The following is an 18,542-nucleotide window of genomic DNA, read 5'->3' on the forward strand; positions in this document are numbered from 1 at the left end:
CGGAGAAGGACGCGGAGCGCTGGGAGCGCTTTTTGAAAGCGAAACTGGAGAATGAGCTGGATCTCTGGTGGTTGCCTTCGAAGGGGGAGACCGAAAAGGCCCTTGCCCGTGCTCGTGCTGTTGAGGAGCGTGAGCAGAAGGACGCGGAGCGCCGGGAGCGTCGGGAGCAGGAGGACGCGGAGCGTCGGGAGCGGCGTAAGAAAGAGGACCCGTGGAGTTGGGTGGAGGATGTCCTTCCGTCAATCCGCGAGGAGTTTGAAGCGGAGCAGCGTGTGGAGCGGCCTCGCCGCGAGGAAGAACGTGCGAAGGAGGACACGGAGCGCTGGGAGCGCTTTTTGAAAGCGGAACTGAGGGGTGAGTTCCTGTGGGGGCCGGGTCCGGGGGAGATCGAAAAGGCCCTTGCCCGTGCTCGTGCTGTTGATCGGGCTCGTGGTTTGGGTGGTCGGTCGTCGGAGATCTCGTCAGATCCACATGCTCGGCAGGAGCACGACGACAAGCGCCGGTTCGGTTTCGGTGGTGCGTCGCCGGTGAGCGACGATGGCGGGGACGTGTCGGATGAAGACGACATCGATGAGTCCTGGACCGGCGGAGCTGGGGAGGAGTTCTCCCGCCCGGAGGGTGAGGAGCCGAAAACATCGGGCGACACCGCTTCCGGCGGTACTCCGGTGGCGGCGTCGTTCTCGCCGGTGACCTCGGACAAGGACCTGACGCCGGTGCACACACCGGTCCGCCTCGACGACGGACGCACGATCCCGCTGAGCGTGCACAGCCGCGACCTGGACCTGGACGACCACGGGAACCCGGTGAATGAAAGCCGCTGGATGGTGCCCGACGGAGCGGAAGTCGAGCGGCTCGCCGAGGCGCGCAACCCCGACTCGCCGAACTACCGGCCGGGCTGGGACGAGCTGAGCCCGGCGCAGTCGTGGGCCCTGATGGCTGCGGAGCTGCGTGGCGAGCAGTTCAACCAGCGCGATCTCGACGAGGCCACCAACCGGGTCCGCATGCTCAACAACTACGGCGCGAATTACCCGACCAGCAAGGCCGAACGAGCCGAGATCGCTGCCGCCGCACACGAGAAGCTCAAGTCCTGGCCTATCGTCACCAACCTGTTCCCGAACCGGATGGTGCCCGACGGCAACGGCGGGCACGCCCCGCTGATGCGATTGCTCTCCGAGGGGCAGCCGATCCGGAACCTGTGGGAGACGGGTGTTTCGCAGGGATCCACCGACTTCAGCCAGCGTGGCAAGGCGGAATGGCTGTTCGGCTATTCCTCGTCCTTCCAACGCGGCGACGGCACGACGGTCGCGGATCCGGCCGAGATGCCGCGCTACGGCGCGGTGATCCCGCCGCGCCGGACCGAGGGCTCTTCCATCCAGTACGGCACCGTCGTGTTGCACTGGAACAACGATGTCCGTGCCCGCAGCACGTTCACGCCCGGCGACTCGTTGGGTGCGGACGAGGACACGAATGCGGTCACCTACACCGACAAAGAGCACCTGTACCCGCTGCTCGCCTACAGCGACGTGGAGCTGTTCCGGCACCTCGTGGCCGAAGCCACCGATTATTCCTACGACCCCGGCCTGAAGGACGCCCCGGGGCCGAGCACGCACAATTTCCTGGAAGCACAGATCCACGGCCCGCTTTCCCTTTCCCTCGTGGACAAGGTGGTGGTCAACTGGGGTCGAGTCGGGATCAGCAACGAGGACCAGCCCGTCTTGACCAGAGCCGGAGCCGAGCAGCTGGTCGCCGACCTGCGCTCCGTCCATCCGGACCTGAACGTCGAGCTGGGCAAGGAGATCGGGGAGCCCGGTCACGCCGACCGGGCGGAGCAGAACCGGGTGCGCGACCTGTACGGCCTGGACGCAGGCAGGCATCTGGACGAGCAGGACTTGGCGGTGGCACGCGAGCTGGACCGACTGGCGGGCGGTGGCCCGTTCGCCGGACACGCCAGCCGCCAGGACTTGATCCGGTTGTTGACAGGCGACGATGGCTCGCGCCCGGGCGACGAGGCCCGGATGCTGCGGGACCTCTTCGACACCGCCAGGCAGAATGGCGTCGACTCGCTGGAGCTGCCCGGCCGCACCGACGCCGAGCGTTCGGATGTGCCGGGTGAAGACGGCATCGATGAGTCCTGGACCGGCGGGGCTGGGGAGGAGTTCTCCCGTTCCGGCGCCCGCAACGACGCGCAGGACCCGGACTCCGCCGGCAACGGGCCGGCTGACTCGCGGGATTACGAGGACCTGGCCGACGACGCGCCGGCTGACAGCGTGCCCCGCGCACAGCGCTTTGCTGCGATGGTGAAGACGTACCGGGCCGCGCGGTCCGCAGTCGCCGCGGGCGTCAACCCCGTCGAGTACCACGCCGACGGCATCCCCGGTGGCGTGAGCAGCCGGCCGGACGCCCGGTTCGGCACCGAGATCGAGTTCACCATCCCCGAGGAGCACTTCGACGCGGCGGTGCAGGAACTCGGCGCCGCGTTGCGGGACGCGGGTCTCGCCGACTGGCGCGACGGTCAGGAGCTGCCCTCCGGCCAGGCCGTCGCGGCGACCCGCGACCAGGTCGAGGCGCACATGGGCGCGCAGCCGGGTGCCTGGGGCGCGGTGTTCCTCCGCGGCCCGCGCGGCATGGTGCACGGCGTGCTCGCGGAGACCGGCGACGACGGCCGCGTCAGGTACCCGGACGTGCAGCAAGGCGAGATGGCCGAACCCGGACCGGACGACGTGGTGGGCTTCCTGCCGCTGACCGAGACCGGTGCGACGCCGTTGCGCGGCACGGAGCTGGACCCGAACCTCCTGGTCGGGATGCCGAACCGGGATTCCGGTGGTGGTGGGCGCAATTCGCGTCGGACAAGTGGTGCTGCGCCGAGGTCGTTGCAGCGCGAGGATGCGGGCTTGGCTTCCGAGCGCGGGGGCGAATCCACGGAACAGGACTCCGGTGGTCGGAGCAATCGGCGTCGGACAACTGGCGCTGCTCCAAGGGCGTCGTTGCAGCGCGAGGACGAGGGTCTGCCGTCCGATCGTCCGGGCGAGTCCGCCGCAGGGGATTCCGGCCGTAGTGGTCCGTTGGTGCGGCGCTGGGACGAGGGCTTGCCGGGGCACGACTCGGCGCCGGTCGAGCGGGTCGCGGACCGGACCTTCGCCGAACCCTTCGCGGGCGTCCGCGACGGTGTCGTCGACGGCGCCTTCATCGGCGCCTTCCGCGGCAAGATCTACGGCGTGGTCACGACCCGCGCGGAGGGCACCAGATCCGTAGCGGGACGTATCTCGGTCGACGACGCCATCATCCGCGGCACCATGATCGGCAGCTTCAAGGGCCTGGCGGTCGGCACCGTCCACGGCACCATCCGCAACGACATCGCCCAACCCGCGTCGGGCGATCCCGCCCCGGCGATCCGGTTCGGTTTCGACCAACAGGGTGCGCCCGTCGTCTTCGACGACCGCGACGTCGACGCCGAGGTGACGCGCACCGACGAGGACGGGGCGCCCGTCGTCAACCTCAGGCCGCAGGAGTCCGATGCCGTGCGCCAATGGGCGGCCGGGTTCGGGCGCATGCACGACGTCCTGCGCTCCCTCCCGGGCGAGACCACGTTGCGCGCGTCCTCGGTGCTGTTCCGCCCCGGAAGCTTCGTCCGGGCGCCCTGGCGCGATCCCGGCTGGTTCTTCGTCGAATCGGACGGCGATACCTTCTTCGTGCCGCTGCGCCGCGGCGATCAGTCCGAAACCGTCGTCGTCGCGGGGGACGAACTCTGGCACGTCACCGAGAACCGGGGCTGGTTCGAGAGCCACGGTGACCCCGGAATCGTCCTGCTCCACGACCGCGACGAGAACTCCACGGGGCTCGGGCTCTTCGCCCGCACCGGTCATGAGGACGGCGGCGACGCCATCGTTTTCGGCCCACGGGGTCCGTACGGGCTCCTTCCCGCGAACGGTGAGGACCCGTCCACGATCTGCGTCGGCGACAACCAGGGCTGGGAATGCCATCGCATCGGGGGAAGGCAGATCCACCACGAGGAAACCCGTTTCTCAGCGGAGGAAATCGCCCATATCCGCGCGATCGAACAAGAACTGACCAGTGCGGAGCAGGCGGGGCCTGCACCGGGATCATCGCTCGCGCACCTGTTCCCCGAGACGCGGAGCGCGGACGGCGAGCTGCACAGCGGGTTCCGGCTGGACGACGGCCAGCCGTTCGAGTTCCGCAGCCGCGATGTCCACCGCCTGCTCGTGGTGAACGCGCAGCGGCAGGCACGGGTCCTCAGCTTCGGCACCCAGCCCACGTCGCACGAGGAGCTGAGCAGGTGGGCGGCAGGCATGGAGCGGGTGGCGCACGTGATGCGCACGATGCCCCACGAGACCATCCCGCACGCAGCCCTCCACCCGGGGCGGACGAGCGGGAACGTGCCGGCGCCCTGGACCGTTGATCCGGTCTGGCTCGCCATCGGCATCGATGGCGATCGCTTCCACCTCCAGGTGGAGCGAGGCCCAGATCTCGTCGACGTCGCCGTCTCCGGCGACATCTACTACCGGATCCTCCGCGAGATGCCCGAATACCGGTCGCTGCGCGCCTACAACTCCAATTCCGACATCGCCCTGCTCACCAACGACGTCGAGCAGGCCGCCACCGATCAACTCGCCGAAGCGGCTCAGCAGAACAACGATCCCGTCACCATCCACGTCGGAGGCGACACGACGCTGGCCGTTCCGCCGGACCGCTCGCCCAACCCCGGCCGGTCCGCGATCACGGTCAGCCGCAACGGCGGCTGGTTCAGCTACCGCCCGGACGGCACCCTCGTCGACCGCGCCTACACCCGGTTCACGCCGGAGGAGATCCAGCAGCTCAGCACGTTGGCTTTGAACGACGTGGAGCCGCCTCCGCCTTACGTGGACCGCCCGGCGAACCCACCCGCGTACGCCGACATCGGCCCCCGCCCGGTGGACCCACCCGCCTACGCTGAGGTTGCCGGGGCGTGGCTGTCGCTGCCCCCGGGGTCGGTGATCACCGCCGCTTCCTTCCCCGACGAGGCGAGTGCCGCTGCGTACTTCCGGGATCGCTACCCGGCATTGCGAGGGGTGAACGAGAACGGCTACGCGCGGGGTGCGGACGGACGAACCCAGAACTGCGCGCTGGCGTTGATCGCGGCCAAGCTGACCCTCACCGGGGGCGAGACGGTCGTTACCGACCCGAGTGGTCCGATGAAGGTCAGCTCGTTGGAGGAAGCTCTCGGTGCCACTGCGGTGGAAGCGACGTACGAGCAGGTCCTGACGCATACGCGGGACCAGCGGGAGGGTTCCTTCGGGGCCGTGATTCTGAAGGGGAACCGGTTCGTCGCGCACGGCGTGCTGGTCGAGAGCCGCGGAAACGAAGCCCCGGTATTCCTGGACCCGCATCGCGAGACGATCGCGGACATCGACCCGAGCGACGTCATCGGGTACATCCCGCTCGTCGACACCGGCACGGCGCCGGTCGGCGGAAAGCGGTTGGACCCGAGGCTCTTGGTCGGGGCGCCGGCCGGGAGCGGTAAGGGCGGTACCGTCCTTCGCGGCGTGCTCGGCCAGCTGGCCCGGCGGGTGCGCCCGGAACGGCGCGGCCGGGACAGCGCCGCTGCCACCGGCGGTCGGCGGGCTCATGCCGAACCGGGCGGAGCCGATGTGCAGGCCGATGTCCGCGGCACAGCGGATGCGGTCTGGCGGCTCGACGATTTCGGGAACTGGCAGGGACCGCTGCCGCAGGTGGTGTCGCGGGAGAGTTTCCCGAACGAGATCGCCGAGGGCGCGTTCATGCGGCGGGAGTACCCGGAGTCCGGCAACGTGAACCGGGCGCCGGAGAACAACACGAACCCCGCGTTGGCGGATGAGGCTCCTGGGCGCGATATCAACTGCATCCCAGTCGTGATCGCGGAAATCCTCAGCAGGGACACCGGTCAGCAGTTCCACGCCGCACCGGTATCTCAGGAGATGAAGCTGGTCGTCCTGGAGGACTTCTTCGGCGTGTCACTGCAGGAACAGGAGGGAGGGGCCGCGAAACTCGAGGAAACCCTTCGCGAGAAGTGGAAGCCTGGCGCGAGAGGGGTCGTGTATGCGCGGTCTCCGGAAGGAAAGGGGCACCCCTTTTACGTGGAGAAGGGCCCCTCCGGCCTGGTGACCTACGTCGAGGCTCAGAAGCGGACCAAGAAGGGGGACCCGCGTGCAGCTAGCCTCCCTTCGGATCCAGCTACCAGGTTCTTCTTGCTGACGGTCCCCGAGGGGCACTCCGCTGACAAGCTGATGCGCGCACTGTCGGATGCAGGTTCCCGGACCACGAAGCCCGCAGCGGACGAGGTGATGGTTCTCACCGCCGACGGGGAGGCCGCCGTCACCAAGGACGGATCTGTCCGCCGCACCGCCGACACTGATCACATCGATAAATCCTCGACCGCTGGGGTGTCGGAGTTCTCCCTCATGGTCACCGACGTCGATGCGCCGGAGTCGGCTGATACGCCGGAGTCCGCACCGACACCTCAGCAACCGCCCCTGCCCGGCGTGAAACCTGACAGGCACGCCAATCCGGCGAAGGTGGCCGAGCTACTGTCCGCCAGTCAGCTGGCGCTGCAGCGCCGCCGGCAACTGCGCCGCGCCCCCGTCAGAATCGACTACTCCGCTGGGGCAGCGGACGCATTCGAGGCCGGAGGGGATTCCGGCACCCAACAGCTGAATCCACCCGAGCCAGGCCGTCCTGCTGTGCAACGGGGTATCGGCGACCTCGGTCAAGAGGCTGTCGGGAGATCGCTGCGTCGGCCGGGCAGGCCGACCGCAGGCTTCCGCGTGCTGGAAGCGCGCTGGACGGGCAGCACATGGCAGTACCAGGTCCAGGACAAGCCGGGCCTCGGGAGGAAGATGTGGGTCAACGCGGACACCAGCGAGTACGAGCTGGTGGAAGACGCCCCGATGAACGAGGAGGAACAGGCCCTCAAGCAGCAGCTCGACTCGCTCATCAGGCCGCTGCCCGGTGGCGATCCGGTAGGCCTGCTGGGCGGTCGTCGGCCCGCTGAGGCCGCGGTGGGCGTGAACATGGGCGAGATGATGTCCAGCAGGGGCCCCATCGATGTGCTGTGGAGTGGCGGCGCGGCCGACTGCGTCATCGTCGCCGCTGCCGGCGGCGAGAAGGGGTTCATCGTCCACGCCGACCGCGTGAGCCCCTCGGCCAAGACGATCGCCAACGAGATCAAGAAGATCGGCGCGAGCGCGGAGGTCTATCTCGCCTCGCAGGTGTTCACCATGCCGAACGCAGCGAGCAGCGATTTGGTGCGCGCCATCGTACGAGAGTTGAACGCGCAGAGCATTCGCATAACAGGCATCTTCCCGACGACCGGCATGGCGCTGAACGTCAAAACCGGCGCCGTTGTGGCCGGACTCTCCAAGGAAGGCAGTCAGGCGCTCAGCGCGGGCACGGGCTTGCAGGCCGTCGCGGAGGCCGCCCCGAGGCAGTCGGGCATCGACGACTCCTGGACCGCTGGGGCAGCGGACGCATTCGAGGGCCGAGGGGAGAATCCCGCTCGGACCGTACCGGTGCGGACCGGTTTCGTGGATCCCGATGCCAAGGTGCGGGTGCGGGACAGGAAGACGGGCCAGGAGATCAAGGTCCGGATGAGCGACCTCGCGTACCAGCAGATGCGGGGTACCGGCCATGGCGTGTCGTTCAGGCGCGAGAAAAAGTACGACTTGAGCGGCGACTACCTCCGGACCATCAAGACGATGCCCGGGGAAGCACCCGCCGAAGCGGCACAGCACCCCGACCGTCCCGGAACCACGACTGAGCAGAACACCTTCCACGTCGACATCGAGCACGACGTGAAGAGCTACGTCATGAGGTTGCAGAACGGTCGTTCGGTGAACGTCGACGACAAGGCCCTCGGTGCAATCCTGATGAACCTCAGGGATGTCCAAGACCTCGCCGCCGGCGATCCCGACCTCAAGATCCGGTTGCTGACCTCGGACAACGTGGACCTGGGGAGCACCGCCAAGAGGCTGGCCAAAGCGGGGTTCACGGGTTCGGTCGAAGGAACCCACGGCAAGGTGTCCCAGCTGCCGGACGGCCGCTTCGGTGTTTCCGACAACAAGGGCTGGATCGAATACCGCAACGGCGAGAAGCGCCGAACCGGCAAGTACTCGCCGGAAAACCTCGCCAACATCGAGTTCTTCGAGCGCTTCCTCCCGGACGCCTCGCACATCCTGGACGCCGACGAGCCACTCGTCGGAAGAAGGTCTTCGGATGGCAAGGAGTTCACGTTCTACGCGCACGAGGTGGTGGCCCGCAAGCTCACCAGCGACAGCACCGGATGGGAACGGGTCAACGGCGTGACGCTGTCCCCTCCCGAAGAGCGGCACATCGACGAGGAACTCGCCGGCGAGCTCGACCGCATGCCTTCCGTGGCGCGAACCAGGTTGAACGAAGACAATGTGGGAGTTTTCGTCCGCAACGACGGAAGCCTCAACGATCTGTACAGCAGCGATCCGTTGAAACGGCTGGCGCCCAGTCCGTTCGCACCGGCCACTACCACGCTCACCCACCCCGACACCGGTGCTCAGGTCCAGGTGAAGGTAGGCCCGAACCTCTTCACCGGACATGGCCGCGCGGAGCACGCCGAGCTCCTCATCAGCCGCGACGGTGAGGAAATCGAGCTGCAGGTGTCCGGGTCCACGCTGACCAAGGTGCAGTTCCAGCGGGAAGAGTTCCACCGCATGCATGCGGCGAACCCGAACGGCCGCCTGCTGTTCATGTTCTGCCACGCCGCTGAGGGCACGGAGACCGGTTTCGCGAACCGCCAACCCGAGCAAGCCGCGACGCTGTTGCGGGACTCGGTGGCAATGGCCCGTGAGCTCGGTTTCAAGAACATCTACGACGCCGGCCGGGGTGTCGTATTCGCGAACAATCCGGTCACTGCCGCGAACAACGCGGGCTGGGCCAGCAGCTACCTCGCCAAGGACGGCCGCGACGTCATCAAGGTGCACACGAGAACCCAGTTCAGCGCAGCAGAACTCAACAGCCGTCCCGAGTACACGCCGATCTCGAATAACGGATCCAGCTCCGCGCAGCGGCACGGCGGCCCCACGCCCGAAGGCTTCGACCCGAGCCTTTACCGGCGCGGCCCGGCGAACCCCCACCGGACCGTGTCGGTGCAGGCCGACTTCCTGGACCCCAATCTCACGGTGGCGGCATACCACGGAAACCAGAAGGTTCGGGTCGGGATGGCCGACCTCGCGTACCACTGGATGCGCGGGGACGGGGTCGGCATAGCGTTCACCCGCGACAACAGGTATGTCCTGAGCGGCGGCTACCTCCACACCATCAAGACGATGCCCGGAGAAACACCCGCCAGTGCCGCACAGCACCCCAACCGCCCCGGAGCCGATGTCGGGGAATCCAGAAACGTCCTCCACGTCGACTACGACGTCGACAGCGCTGAGCGGTTCCTCGACATCCCGTTGCGAGACGGCCGTTCGGTGAACATCGACGGCACGGGGCTCGGCAAGATCCTGATGAACCTCAGGGGGATCGGCGATCTCGGCGTCAACGATCCCGACCTCAAGGTCCGGTTGCTGACTCCGCACAGCAGGCAACTGGAGCGCGTAGTCCAGCAGATGGCGAAGTCGGGCTTCAGGGACGTGGTCGAAGGACCTCAGGGCGAGGTGTCCCAGCTCCCGGACGGCCGCTTCGGCGTTTCCGGCAACAAGGGCTGGATCGAGGACCCCTCCAAGCTCTCGCACCAGGTCACCGGCAAGTACTCACCCGGCAACATCGCCAACATCAGGTTCTTCGAGCGCTTCCTCCCGAACGCCTCGCGCATCCTGGACGCCGATGAGCCATTGGTCGGAACCCTGAATGGGGCGGAGGTCGAGTTCTACGCCCACGAAGTGGAGGCTTACGAGCTCACCAGCAGCAGCACCGGATGGATGCGGGTCAACGGCCTGACGCTGGTCGGCGAAATGCTGCAGGTCGACCAGGACTTCGCCGCCAGGCTCGACTACGCGTACCACGTGTTGCGAACCAGGCCGAACGAGGACAACCTGGATGCTTTCGGAGGCACCGACAGGAAGTTCAGCCAGCTTTACGCGCACGATCCGCTGAAGCGGCTGGCGACCAGTCCGTTCGTACCTGCCCTCACCACTCTCACCCATCCGGATACCGGTGCTCAGGTCCAGGCGACAGCGGGTCCGAACCTCTTCGCCGCACACGGCCTCAAGAAGTCCGCCAAGCTCAAGATCAACCGCGGCGGCAGGAGTTACAAGCTGTCGGTGTCCGGGGCGACCTTGACCAAGATGCAGTTCCAGCGCGAGGAATTCCACCGCATGCACGCGGCGAACCCGAACGGCCGCATGCTGTTCATGTTCTGCCACGCCGCCAAGGACACGCAGTCCGGCTTCGCCGACGGCCAACCCGACGAAGCCGCGACGCTGCTGCGGGACTCGGTGGCGACCGCCCGCGAACTCGGCTTCGACAACCCCTACATCGCCGGCCGTGACATGGTGTGGGTGACCCAGATTCCGCTCGCCTCGAACAATGCGGGCTGGGTCACCAGCCGCTTCCGAGGCGGCCGGGAACACATCGAGGTCCATGAGGAAACCCGTTACAGCGCGGAAGAACTAGCGAAGATCCCCCAGTTCGTACCGAAACCGAATTCCGGCCCCAGCAGCACAGCCCGGGGCGGGTCCGTGCCGGTGTCATGGGATTTCGTGGACCCCGATGTCACGGTGCAGGCATGGGATGACACGGGCCGGAAGACCAGAGTCCGGTTGGCCGACCTCGAGATCCACCAGATGCGGGGGTACGGACTCGGTGTCTCGTTCACGCGCGACAACAAGCTCAATGTGGGCGATAGTGATGACCAAACCGTTCTAACGATGCCCGGCGAAACGGCCACCGAGGCCGCAAAGCACCCCAACCGACCCAAAATAGCGCCCGGACGAACCAAGAACGTCTTCAACATCGATATCGAAATCGACGGAGAGAAGTACGTCACGCCGTTGCGGGACGGCAGTGACGTTCGCGTCGACGACGAAGGCATCGCGACCATCCTGATGAACTCCGAGGAGTTCCGGTCGTTCTCCGATCACGGTCAGCACCTCAAAGTCCGGATGTGGACCTCGCGCAACGTGCTGCTGGAGCGCACCATCGGGAAGTTGGCGGGACTGGGCTTCAAGAACTCGCTGGAAGGAACCCTGGGCGAGGTGTCCGAGTTGCCGGACGGCCACTTCGGCGTGTCCGACAACCAGGGCTGGACCGAGTACGACCATGTCGGAAACAGCCAGGTCCACAACAGGTATTCGCCGGGCAACATCGCCAACATCGAATTCTTCGAGCGCTTCCTCCCGAAGGCCTCCCACATCCCAGACGCCGACCAGCCGTTGACCGGAATCGACCAGGACAGCGGCGCGGGAGTCAAGTTCTACGCGCACGAGGTGCAGGTGGATGAGTTCACCACCAAGCGCGCAGGATGGAAACGGGTCAACGGCCTGACGTTGGCCAGCGAAAACCTGGCCAGCGGCCAGGAGTTCGCCGACGAGCTCGACATCACGAAAACCGTGGTGCGAACCAGGCCGAACGAGAGCGGCGAGCAAGCGTACGCCGACAGCGGGAAGAACTTCGACGAGCTGCACGGCAAGGATCCGTTGAAACGGCTCGCGCCCAGTCCGTTCGCGCCGGTCATCACCACTCTCACTCACCCCGACACGGGCGCTCAGGTCCAGGTGAAGGCGGGCCCGAACCTCTTCACCGGACACAGCCACGAGGATCACGCCGAGCTCCGCATCAACCGCGGCGGCAAGACCATCGGGCTGTACGTGTCCGGGTCCACGCTGACCAAGGCGCAGTTCCAGCGGGAAGAGTTCCACCGCATGCACGCGGCGAACCCGAACGGCCGCCTGCTGTTCATGTTCTGCGGCGCTGCCGAAGGCACGGAAACCGGTTTCGCGAACCGCCAACCCAAGCAGGCCGCGGCGCTGCTGCGGGACTCGGTGGCAACGGCCCGCGAATTCGGCTTCGAGAACGTCTACTACGCCGGCCGGGATGACGTGGGGGTGGCTCAAATGGCCACCGTCTTCAACAACGCAGGTTGGGCCAGCAGCTACCTCAAGGGCGGCCGCGAACACATCGAGGTGCACGGGGAAACCCAGTACACCGAGAAAGAACTCAAGAAGATCCCCAAGTTCAAACCACGCTCGCTCTCCCACCTCATCGGCTTCACCAGGCACGGCTCCGCCCACCAGACCGTGCCGGTGCGCTCCGATTTCCTGGACCCCGGTCTCACGGTGCGGGCGTGGGAGGGTGACCGGGAGACCACCATCCGGATGACCGACCTCGCGTACGCGATGATGCAGAAGGAACGCGGGGTGTCGTTCACCCGCGCCAACAAATTCGACTTGACCGGCGACTACCGTCGGACCATCAAGACGATGCCCGGCGAAACGCCCGCCGAAGCGGCACGACACCCCAAGCGCCCCGCTCCGACGACCGAGCAGACCAAGGACCTTTTCCACGTCGACATCGACAGCGCCGGGCCGGGCCGGAAGTACGCGATGCCGTTGCGGGACGGTCGTGACGTGCGCATCGGCAGCGACGGCCTCGCCGCCATCCTGATGAACTTCGGCGAGCTCCGATATCTCTCCAGCGTCGCTCCCGATATCAAGGTCCGGTTGCTGACCTCGCACAACGCGGAGCTGAGCGCCACTGTCGAGCAGTTGGCGCGCTCGGGCTTCAAGGGCTCGGTCGAAGGAACCGATGGTGAGGTGTCCCAGTTGCCGGACGGCCGCTTCGGTGTGTCCGACAACCAGGGCTGGACCGAGTACGACCGCAGCGGAAAGAGGCAGGTCAACAACAAGTTCTCAGCTGGCAACACCGCCAACATCAAGTTCTTCGAGCGCTTCCTCCCGAGCGCCTCGTACATTCTGGACGCCGACCAGCCGTTGACCACGCGCTTCCGCGACGAGGTCGGAATTAGCGAGATCAAGTTCTACGCGGACGAGGTGGATCTCAAGCTCACCACCAGCACGAGCACCGGATGGGAACGGGTCAACGGTCTGACGCTGGTTCGCGGCCAGGGGCCGGCCGACGAGTTGGTCGCCGAGAATCTCGACAGCATGGATTCCGTGGCGCGAACCAGGCCAATGGAAGACGGCGTGGACGCTCTCCGCGACGAAAACGGAATCGGCTCCGTGGATCTGCATGACAGCGATCCGTTGCACCGGCTGGCGCCCAGTCCGTTCGCGCCGGTCATCACCACTCTCACCCATCCTGACACCGGTGCTCAGGTCCAGGTGAAGGTAGGCCCGAACTACTTCACCGGCCACGGCAACAAGCACAGCGCCAAGCTCTACATCGGCGGCCTCGAGCTGGCGGCGTCCGGGGAGACTCTGACCAAGGTGCTGTTCCAGCGGGAAGAGTTCCACCGCATGCACGCGGCGAACGCGAACGGCGGCATGCTGTTCCTGTTCTGCCACGCTGCCGAGGGCACAGAAACCGGCTTCGCGGACCGCCAGCCCAAGCAGGCCGCGACGCTGCTGCGGGACTTTGTGGCAACGGCCCGTGAACTCGGCTTCGACAACGTCGTCCACGCCGGCCGGGATGTCGTGGCAGCGAAGGTCCCGGTCATCGCCTCGAACAACGCGGGCTGGGTCAGCAGTTACCTCAAGGGCGGCCGCGAGTACATCGAGGTGCACGGGGAAACCCAGTACAGCGAGAAAGAACTCAAGAAGCTTCCCAAGCTCAAACCGGGCTTGCTTTCCCGCCTCATCGGCTCCACCCGCCGCGGCTCGACGAATCCCGGCCGGACTGTCCCGGTGCGATCCGATTTCCTGGACCCCGGTCTCGTGGTGCGGGCGTGGGAGGGTGACCGGGAGACCACCATCCGGATGACCGACCTCACGTACGAGATGATGCGGGGAGACGGGCACGGGGTGTCGTTCACCCGAGCCAACAAGTTCGACTTGACCGGTGGCTACCGCCGGACCATCGCGACGATGCCCGGCGAAACGCCGGCCGAAGCGGCACGACACCCCAAGCGCCCGGATCCCGCGACCGAGCAGACCGAGGACGTCTTCCACGTCGACATCGACAGCGCCGGGCCGAGGCGGAAGTACGCGATGCCGTTGCGGGACGGTCGTGACGTGCGCATCGGCAGCGACGGCCTCGCCGCCATCCTGATGAACCTCGGCGAGTTCCGGCTCGCCGTCGTCGCCCCTGGCGTCAAGGTCCGGTTGCTGACCTCGCACAACACGGACCTGAACGCCACTGCCAAGCAGCTGGCGGACTCGGGCTTCATGGGCTCGGTCGAAGGAACGGAGGGCGAGGTGTCCCAGCTGCCGGACGGCCGCTTCGGCGCGTCCGACAACCAGGGCTGGACCGAACACACCAGTAGCTGGACGAGCCAGGTCAGCAACAAGTACTCGCCGGGCAACATCGCCAACATCGAGTTCTTCGAGCGCTTCCTCCCGAACGCCTCGCGCATCCTGGACGCCGACCAGCCGTTGACCGGAATCGACCAGGCCAATGGCAAGGAGGTCGAGTTCTACGCACGCGAAGTGGAGGCTTTCGAGCTCACCAGCACCAGCACCGGATGGGCACGGGTCAACGGCCTGGGGCTGGATCTCGGCCAGCAGCTGCCCGACAAGTTGTTCGCCAAGGAACTCGACAGCATGGGTTCCGTGGGGCGAACCAGGCCGATGGAAGACGGCCCGACGGCCTTCCGCCACGAAGACGTGCACCGCCGGGATCCGTTGAAACGGCTGGCGCCCAGTCCGTTCGCGCCGGTCACCACCACTCTCATCCACCCCGACACGGGCGCTCAGGTCCGGGTGAAGGCGGGCCCGAACCTCTTCACCGGACACGGGAACAAGAAGAGCGCCGCGCTCCGCCTGAAACGCGGCATCAAGCTGTCGGTGTCCGGGTCCACGCTGACCAAGGTGCAGTTCCAGCGGGAAGAGTTCCACCGCATGCATGCGGCGAACCCGAACGGCCGCCTGCTGTTCATGTTCTGCCGGGCCGCCGAGGGCACGGAGACCGGTTTCGCGAGCCGCCAACCCAAGCAAGCCGCGACGCTGCTGCGGGACTCGGTGGCAATGGCTCGTGTGCTTGGCTTCAAGAACATCTACGACGCCGGCCGGGATAACGTGTTCACGACCAATCCGGTCACGGCCTCGAACAACGCGGGCTGGGTCAGCAGCTACCTCAAGGACGGCCACGAGTACATCGAGGTGCACGGGGAAACCCAGTACAGCGCGAAAGAACTCAAGAAGCTCCCCAAGCTCAAACCACGCTAGCCTTCCCGCCTCACCGGCGTTACCAGGCACAGCGCATGCAGAAAGGAATCACCAGTGACCAGTGACCACCCCACTCCGGAGGAGGGCGAAGCTCCCGCTGGTCCCAGTGAGGAAGCACCCGCTGGTCCCGACCAGGAAGCGTGGGCCCTCGTGATCGACCCGGCCTGGCAGCCCGAGTCCGATGAGGAAGAGCCGCCGAACGAGGCCATCCTCGGTTCCTGGCACATCGGAGCCGACGGCACCGTCAGCGCGTTCCAGGCCAACCCGGACTACGTGCCCTCCCGCGAGGATTCCGCCACCGACCCGGTGGACGCGGTGCTGCAACTGGTGGCACGCGGCGATTACAGCGGCGATGCGCTGCTGGAGGCCATGCGCGGTGCGCTGCTGCTGATCGCGCTGGACGACGACGGGAACGCCGTCGTCACACTCTCCCCGGACGAGGTGCCGTCAGTGCTGGTCGCCACTTCGCCGGTGCACGCCCGGCGGGTCGACGTGCCGACCTGGCAAGAGATCACGGCGAAGGCGCTGGCCGACTCACTGCCCGACGAAGGGGTCGACGTGCTGCTCAACCCGGGCGCGCCGACGTCCATGCGCGTGCTGGCGAGCTCGGTCAAGCACGCGATGGCCGACGCCGGAACCGGCGATCCGGACGCGGGCGGAACTCCGACCGAGCCACCGGCGGAACAACGTTGAAGCCGACAGGAAGCAGCGAGGAACCTTCGATGTCCGAGGACGAAACGCCCGAAACCGCCCCGATTGCCGAGGGCGAGCCCGTCGACCAGTGGGTCGTGCTCATCGACCCCGAGTGGGAGCCCGAGCAGGAACAGCAACAGCCGCCGGAAACCGCGATCGTCGGTTCCTGGTACATCGACGGCGACGGCTCGCTGCGGGACTTCCGCCCGAACCGCGCCTACCAGCCGTCCAGCCCGGACTCGCCGACCGACCCGGTGGACGCCACGCTGCGGCTGGTGATGCGGGGCGAGCTGCCCGTTCCCGAACTGCTGGCAGCACTGCCCGGGTCGCACCTGGTCATCGGCCTGGACGAGGAGCACGCCCCGATCGTCACCCGCGCACCGGACGGCAAGCCGTCGGTGCTGGTGCTGACCGCCTTCGCGCACGCGGAGCGGTTGACCGTCCCGGTGTGGGCGGACATCACCGCCGAGGAGGTCGCCGATGCCCTGCCCGAAGAAGGCGTCGACGTGCTGCTCAACCCGGGCGCGCCCGCATCGACGCGCATCGGGGCGCAGGAGTTCCGGGACGCGGTGCGCGGTCCGGGCGGCGACCAACCGGACACGGCCGGTGCGCGTGGGGAAGGCGAACTTGGACCCGCTGCCGAACAGGCGGAATCCTCCCGCATCACGGACTTGGCGCCGGCGGACGTCACGTTGCTGGGATGACCAGACGACGCGGCGAGGGCGGCTGCGCGGTGGTGGGGGATTTCCCGGGCGCGGCGGCCGATCGCGCCCCTCGGCGGTGGTGGTGTCCCACGCTGCAAGTGGCTTCCGCCGCGTACTGAACAGATCCAAGAGGTCCGAGCTGTCGGACGAGCATTGACCGAGGTGACGATGAGCGACGATCTCTCCCGCAGGGCCGCCGACTGGCTGGACCGCACGTACGGGGACCTGGTCACCCTGACCGATGACCAGCCGCTGGTCGACGGTGACCGGACGCAGCTGTTCGGCTGCGACTACGCGGGCGGCTCCGCCGAGCCGCTGCTGGCCGCCACCATCGCGGTGCCCAAGGACGGCGGCGAGCCGTTCCCGGTCGCCAACGCCGACCCGCTGGACGAGGAGCTCAACGCGGCGGTGGGATTCTCCGACCCGCATCCGTGGCGCTGGCGGGTCAACGCGCGCAGCTGCCTGGTCGCGACGGACGCCGCGGTGGACCGCCGCCCGGCTTCGGCACTGCCGTGGGAGCCGCTGGACGAGGCGCCCGGCTGGTGGGACCGGATGCTGACCGCGCATTTCCCGACCGCGGAGGTGTCCACCTGCTCCACCTGGGCGGACGTGACGTCGATGCTCTTCGAGGGCGGGCCCGGCACGCGCAGTGCGGTGTGGCTGCGCAGGCAGCACTCCGGGGTGGAGATCACCGGGCACCTGCTCTACGCGTTCAACGACGACGGCAAGGCCGTTTTCCTGGACGGGCAACGGGGTTCGCTGGCGCGACTGGACGACGACGAGATCGGGCAGCTCGTGGTGGCCCGCTTCCACCGGCCCGCCGTGGACGGCGTCGAGGTGCTCCGGGCGCCCTGGGAGAACGCCGCGCCGGACCTGCAGGCCGCGCTGGACAAGGCAAACAGCTGGTTCGACCACACCTACCAGGAACCGGTCGTCGTGGTGGACCCGGACGAAGCGGACGAGACCGAACGCGGCTGGCTGTTCGCCTGCACCACCCGGCGTTTCCAGGAGTCCGGCGACTGGCGGGACCAGATGCTGGACGCCGCCCTGGTGGTGCCGAAGGAAGCGGGCGAGACCCCGTTCGGGCTGCCGAACAACGACCCGTGGACCTACCTGATGGGGTGGGACGCGCGGCAGGACGGGCTTTCCGCGCCCCCGGGCCCCGCTGCCGCGGCGTGGTTCGAGCCCACGATGCGCGAGCTCGGCCCGCCGCTGAGCGCCACCATCCACCAGAGCTGGGGCGAGGTCCTGACCGAGATCGCGAGCACCCCGACGGGCGCGAAGGCATTGGTGTGGATCCGCCGCCGGGACTTCCGCGGCCGGGAGTCGGTGGGCAACCTGCTGGTGGCGGTCAACGAGGGCGGCGAGGTGCGGCTCATCGACTCGATGGCCGAGAACGGGCAACCGTCCTTCGACCAGGACCCCTTGGCGCTGCACGTCATCCGCTACGGCTCGTGACCGGAACGGTCCACAGTGTAGTGACGGTCGACATTGAGCGTCAGCAACGCGCACAGGATGGCCGTGAGTGCGCACCCGGGCTGGAGAGCCCCGGTACGCACTCACGACCGGTTCGAGCGTCACGCGGGCGCCGAAGCGGGCTGTCACCGGTGTCCGGCGGAGCCGGGGGCGGACAGGGCCGGTCGGCGCGACCTTCGCGCCGCGGTATCAATGGGCACAGGTGCCCCACCCGCCTGTCCGCGAGGCGACCCGGGGAGTTCCCAATTTTAGGGGTCCTTGCAGAATGATCTTGTTGTGGCAAGGTAGTGGCTGGAGTTGATCACGTTTGCTTGTGGAGGAGCGTGGGATGGCTCAGCCGAAGCCGTGGGAGATCAGTGACGAGCTGTGGGAGTTGATCGAG

4 protein-coding genes are annotated in these 18,542 nt (G+C 67.3%); all 4 read left to right on the forward strand.

From position 1 onward, the window contains the following. Nucleotides 1-527: 527 nt before the first annotated feature. The 4 genes from AC07EQ_RS21245 to AC07EQ_RS21260 all read left to right on the forward strand — a co-directional run bounded on the left by AC07EQ_RS21245 (nucleotide 528) and on the right by AC07EQ_RS21260 (nucleotide 18,142). Nucleotides 528-15,287 carry a hypothetical protein gene (locus AC07EQ_RS21245; RefSeq protein ID WP_478389646.1) on the forward strand — a complete coding sequence of 4,920 codons (14,760 nt, stop codon included), beginning with the start codon at nucleotides 528-530 and terminating at the stop codon, nucleotides 15,285-15,287. A 54-nt stretch (nucleotides 15,288-15,341) separates the two neighbouring features. After that, nucleotides 15,342-15,980: a type VII secretion system-associated protein gene (locus AC07EQ_RS21250; RefSeq protein WP_478389647.1), complete on the forward strand. Its 639-nt coding sequence runs from the start codon at nucleotides 15,342-15,344 to the stop codon at nucleotides 15,978-15,980. Between the two features lie 29 nt (nucleotides 15,981-16,009). Further along, nucleotides 16,010-16,684: a type VII secretion system-associated protein gene (locus AC07EQ_RS21255; protein ID WP_478389648.1), complete on the forward strand. Its 675-nt coding sequence runs from the start codon at nucleotides 16,010-16,012 to the stop codon at nucleotides 16,682-16,684. Nucleotides 16,685-16,852: 168 nt separating this feature from the next. Further along, nucleotides 16,853-18,142, forward strand: coding sequence for a toxin glutamine deamidase domain-containing protein (locus tag AC07EQ_RS21260; protein WP_478389649.1), 1,290 nt, complete (start codon nucleotides 16,853-16,855; stop codon nucleotides 18,140-18,142). Nucleotides 18,143-18,542 lie beyond the last annotated feature (400 nt).

This window comes from Saccharopolyspora sp. NPDC045839, assembly GCF_056431645.1.

Coding starts and splice junctions, on each gene's coding strand:
- AC07EQ_RS21255 (WP_478389648.1), top strand. CDS start 16,010: ATGTCCGAGGACGAAACGCCCGAAACCGCCCCGATTGCCGAGGGCGAG.
- AC07EQ_RS21260 (WP_478389649.1), top strand. CDS start 16,853: ATGAGCGACGATCTCTCCCGCAGGGCCGCCGACTGGCTGGACCGCACG.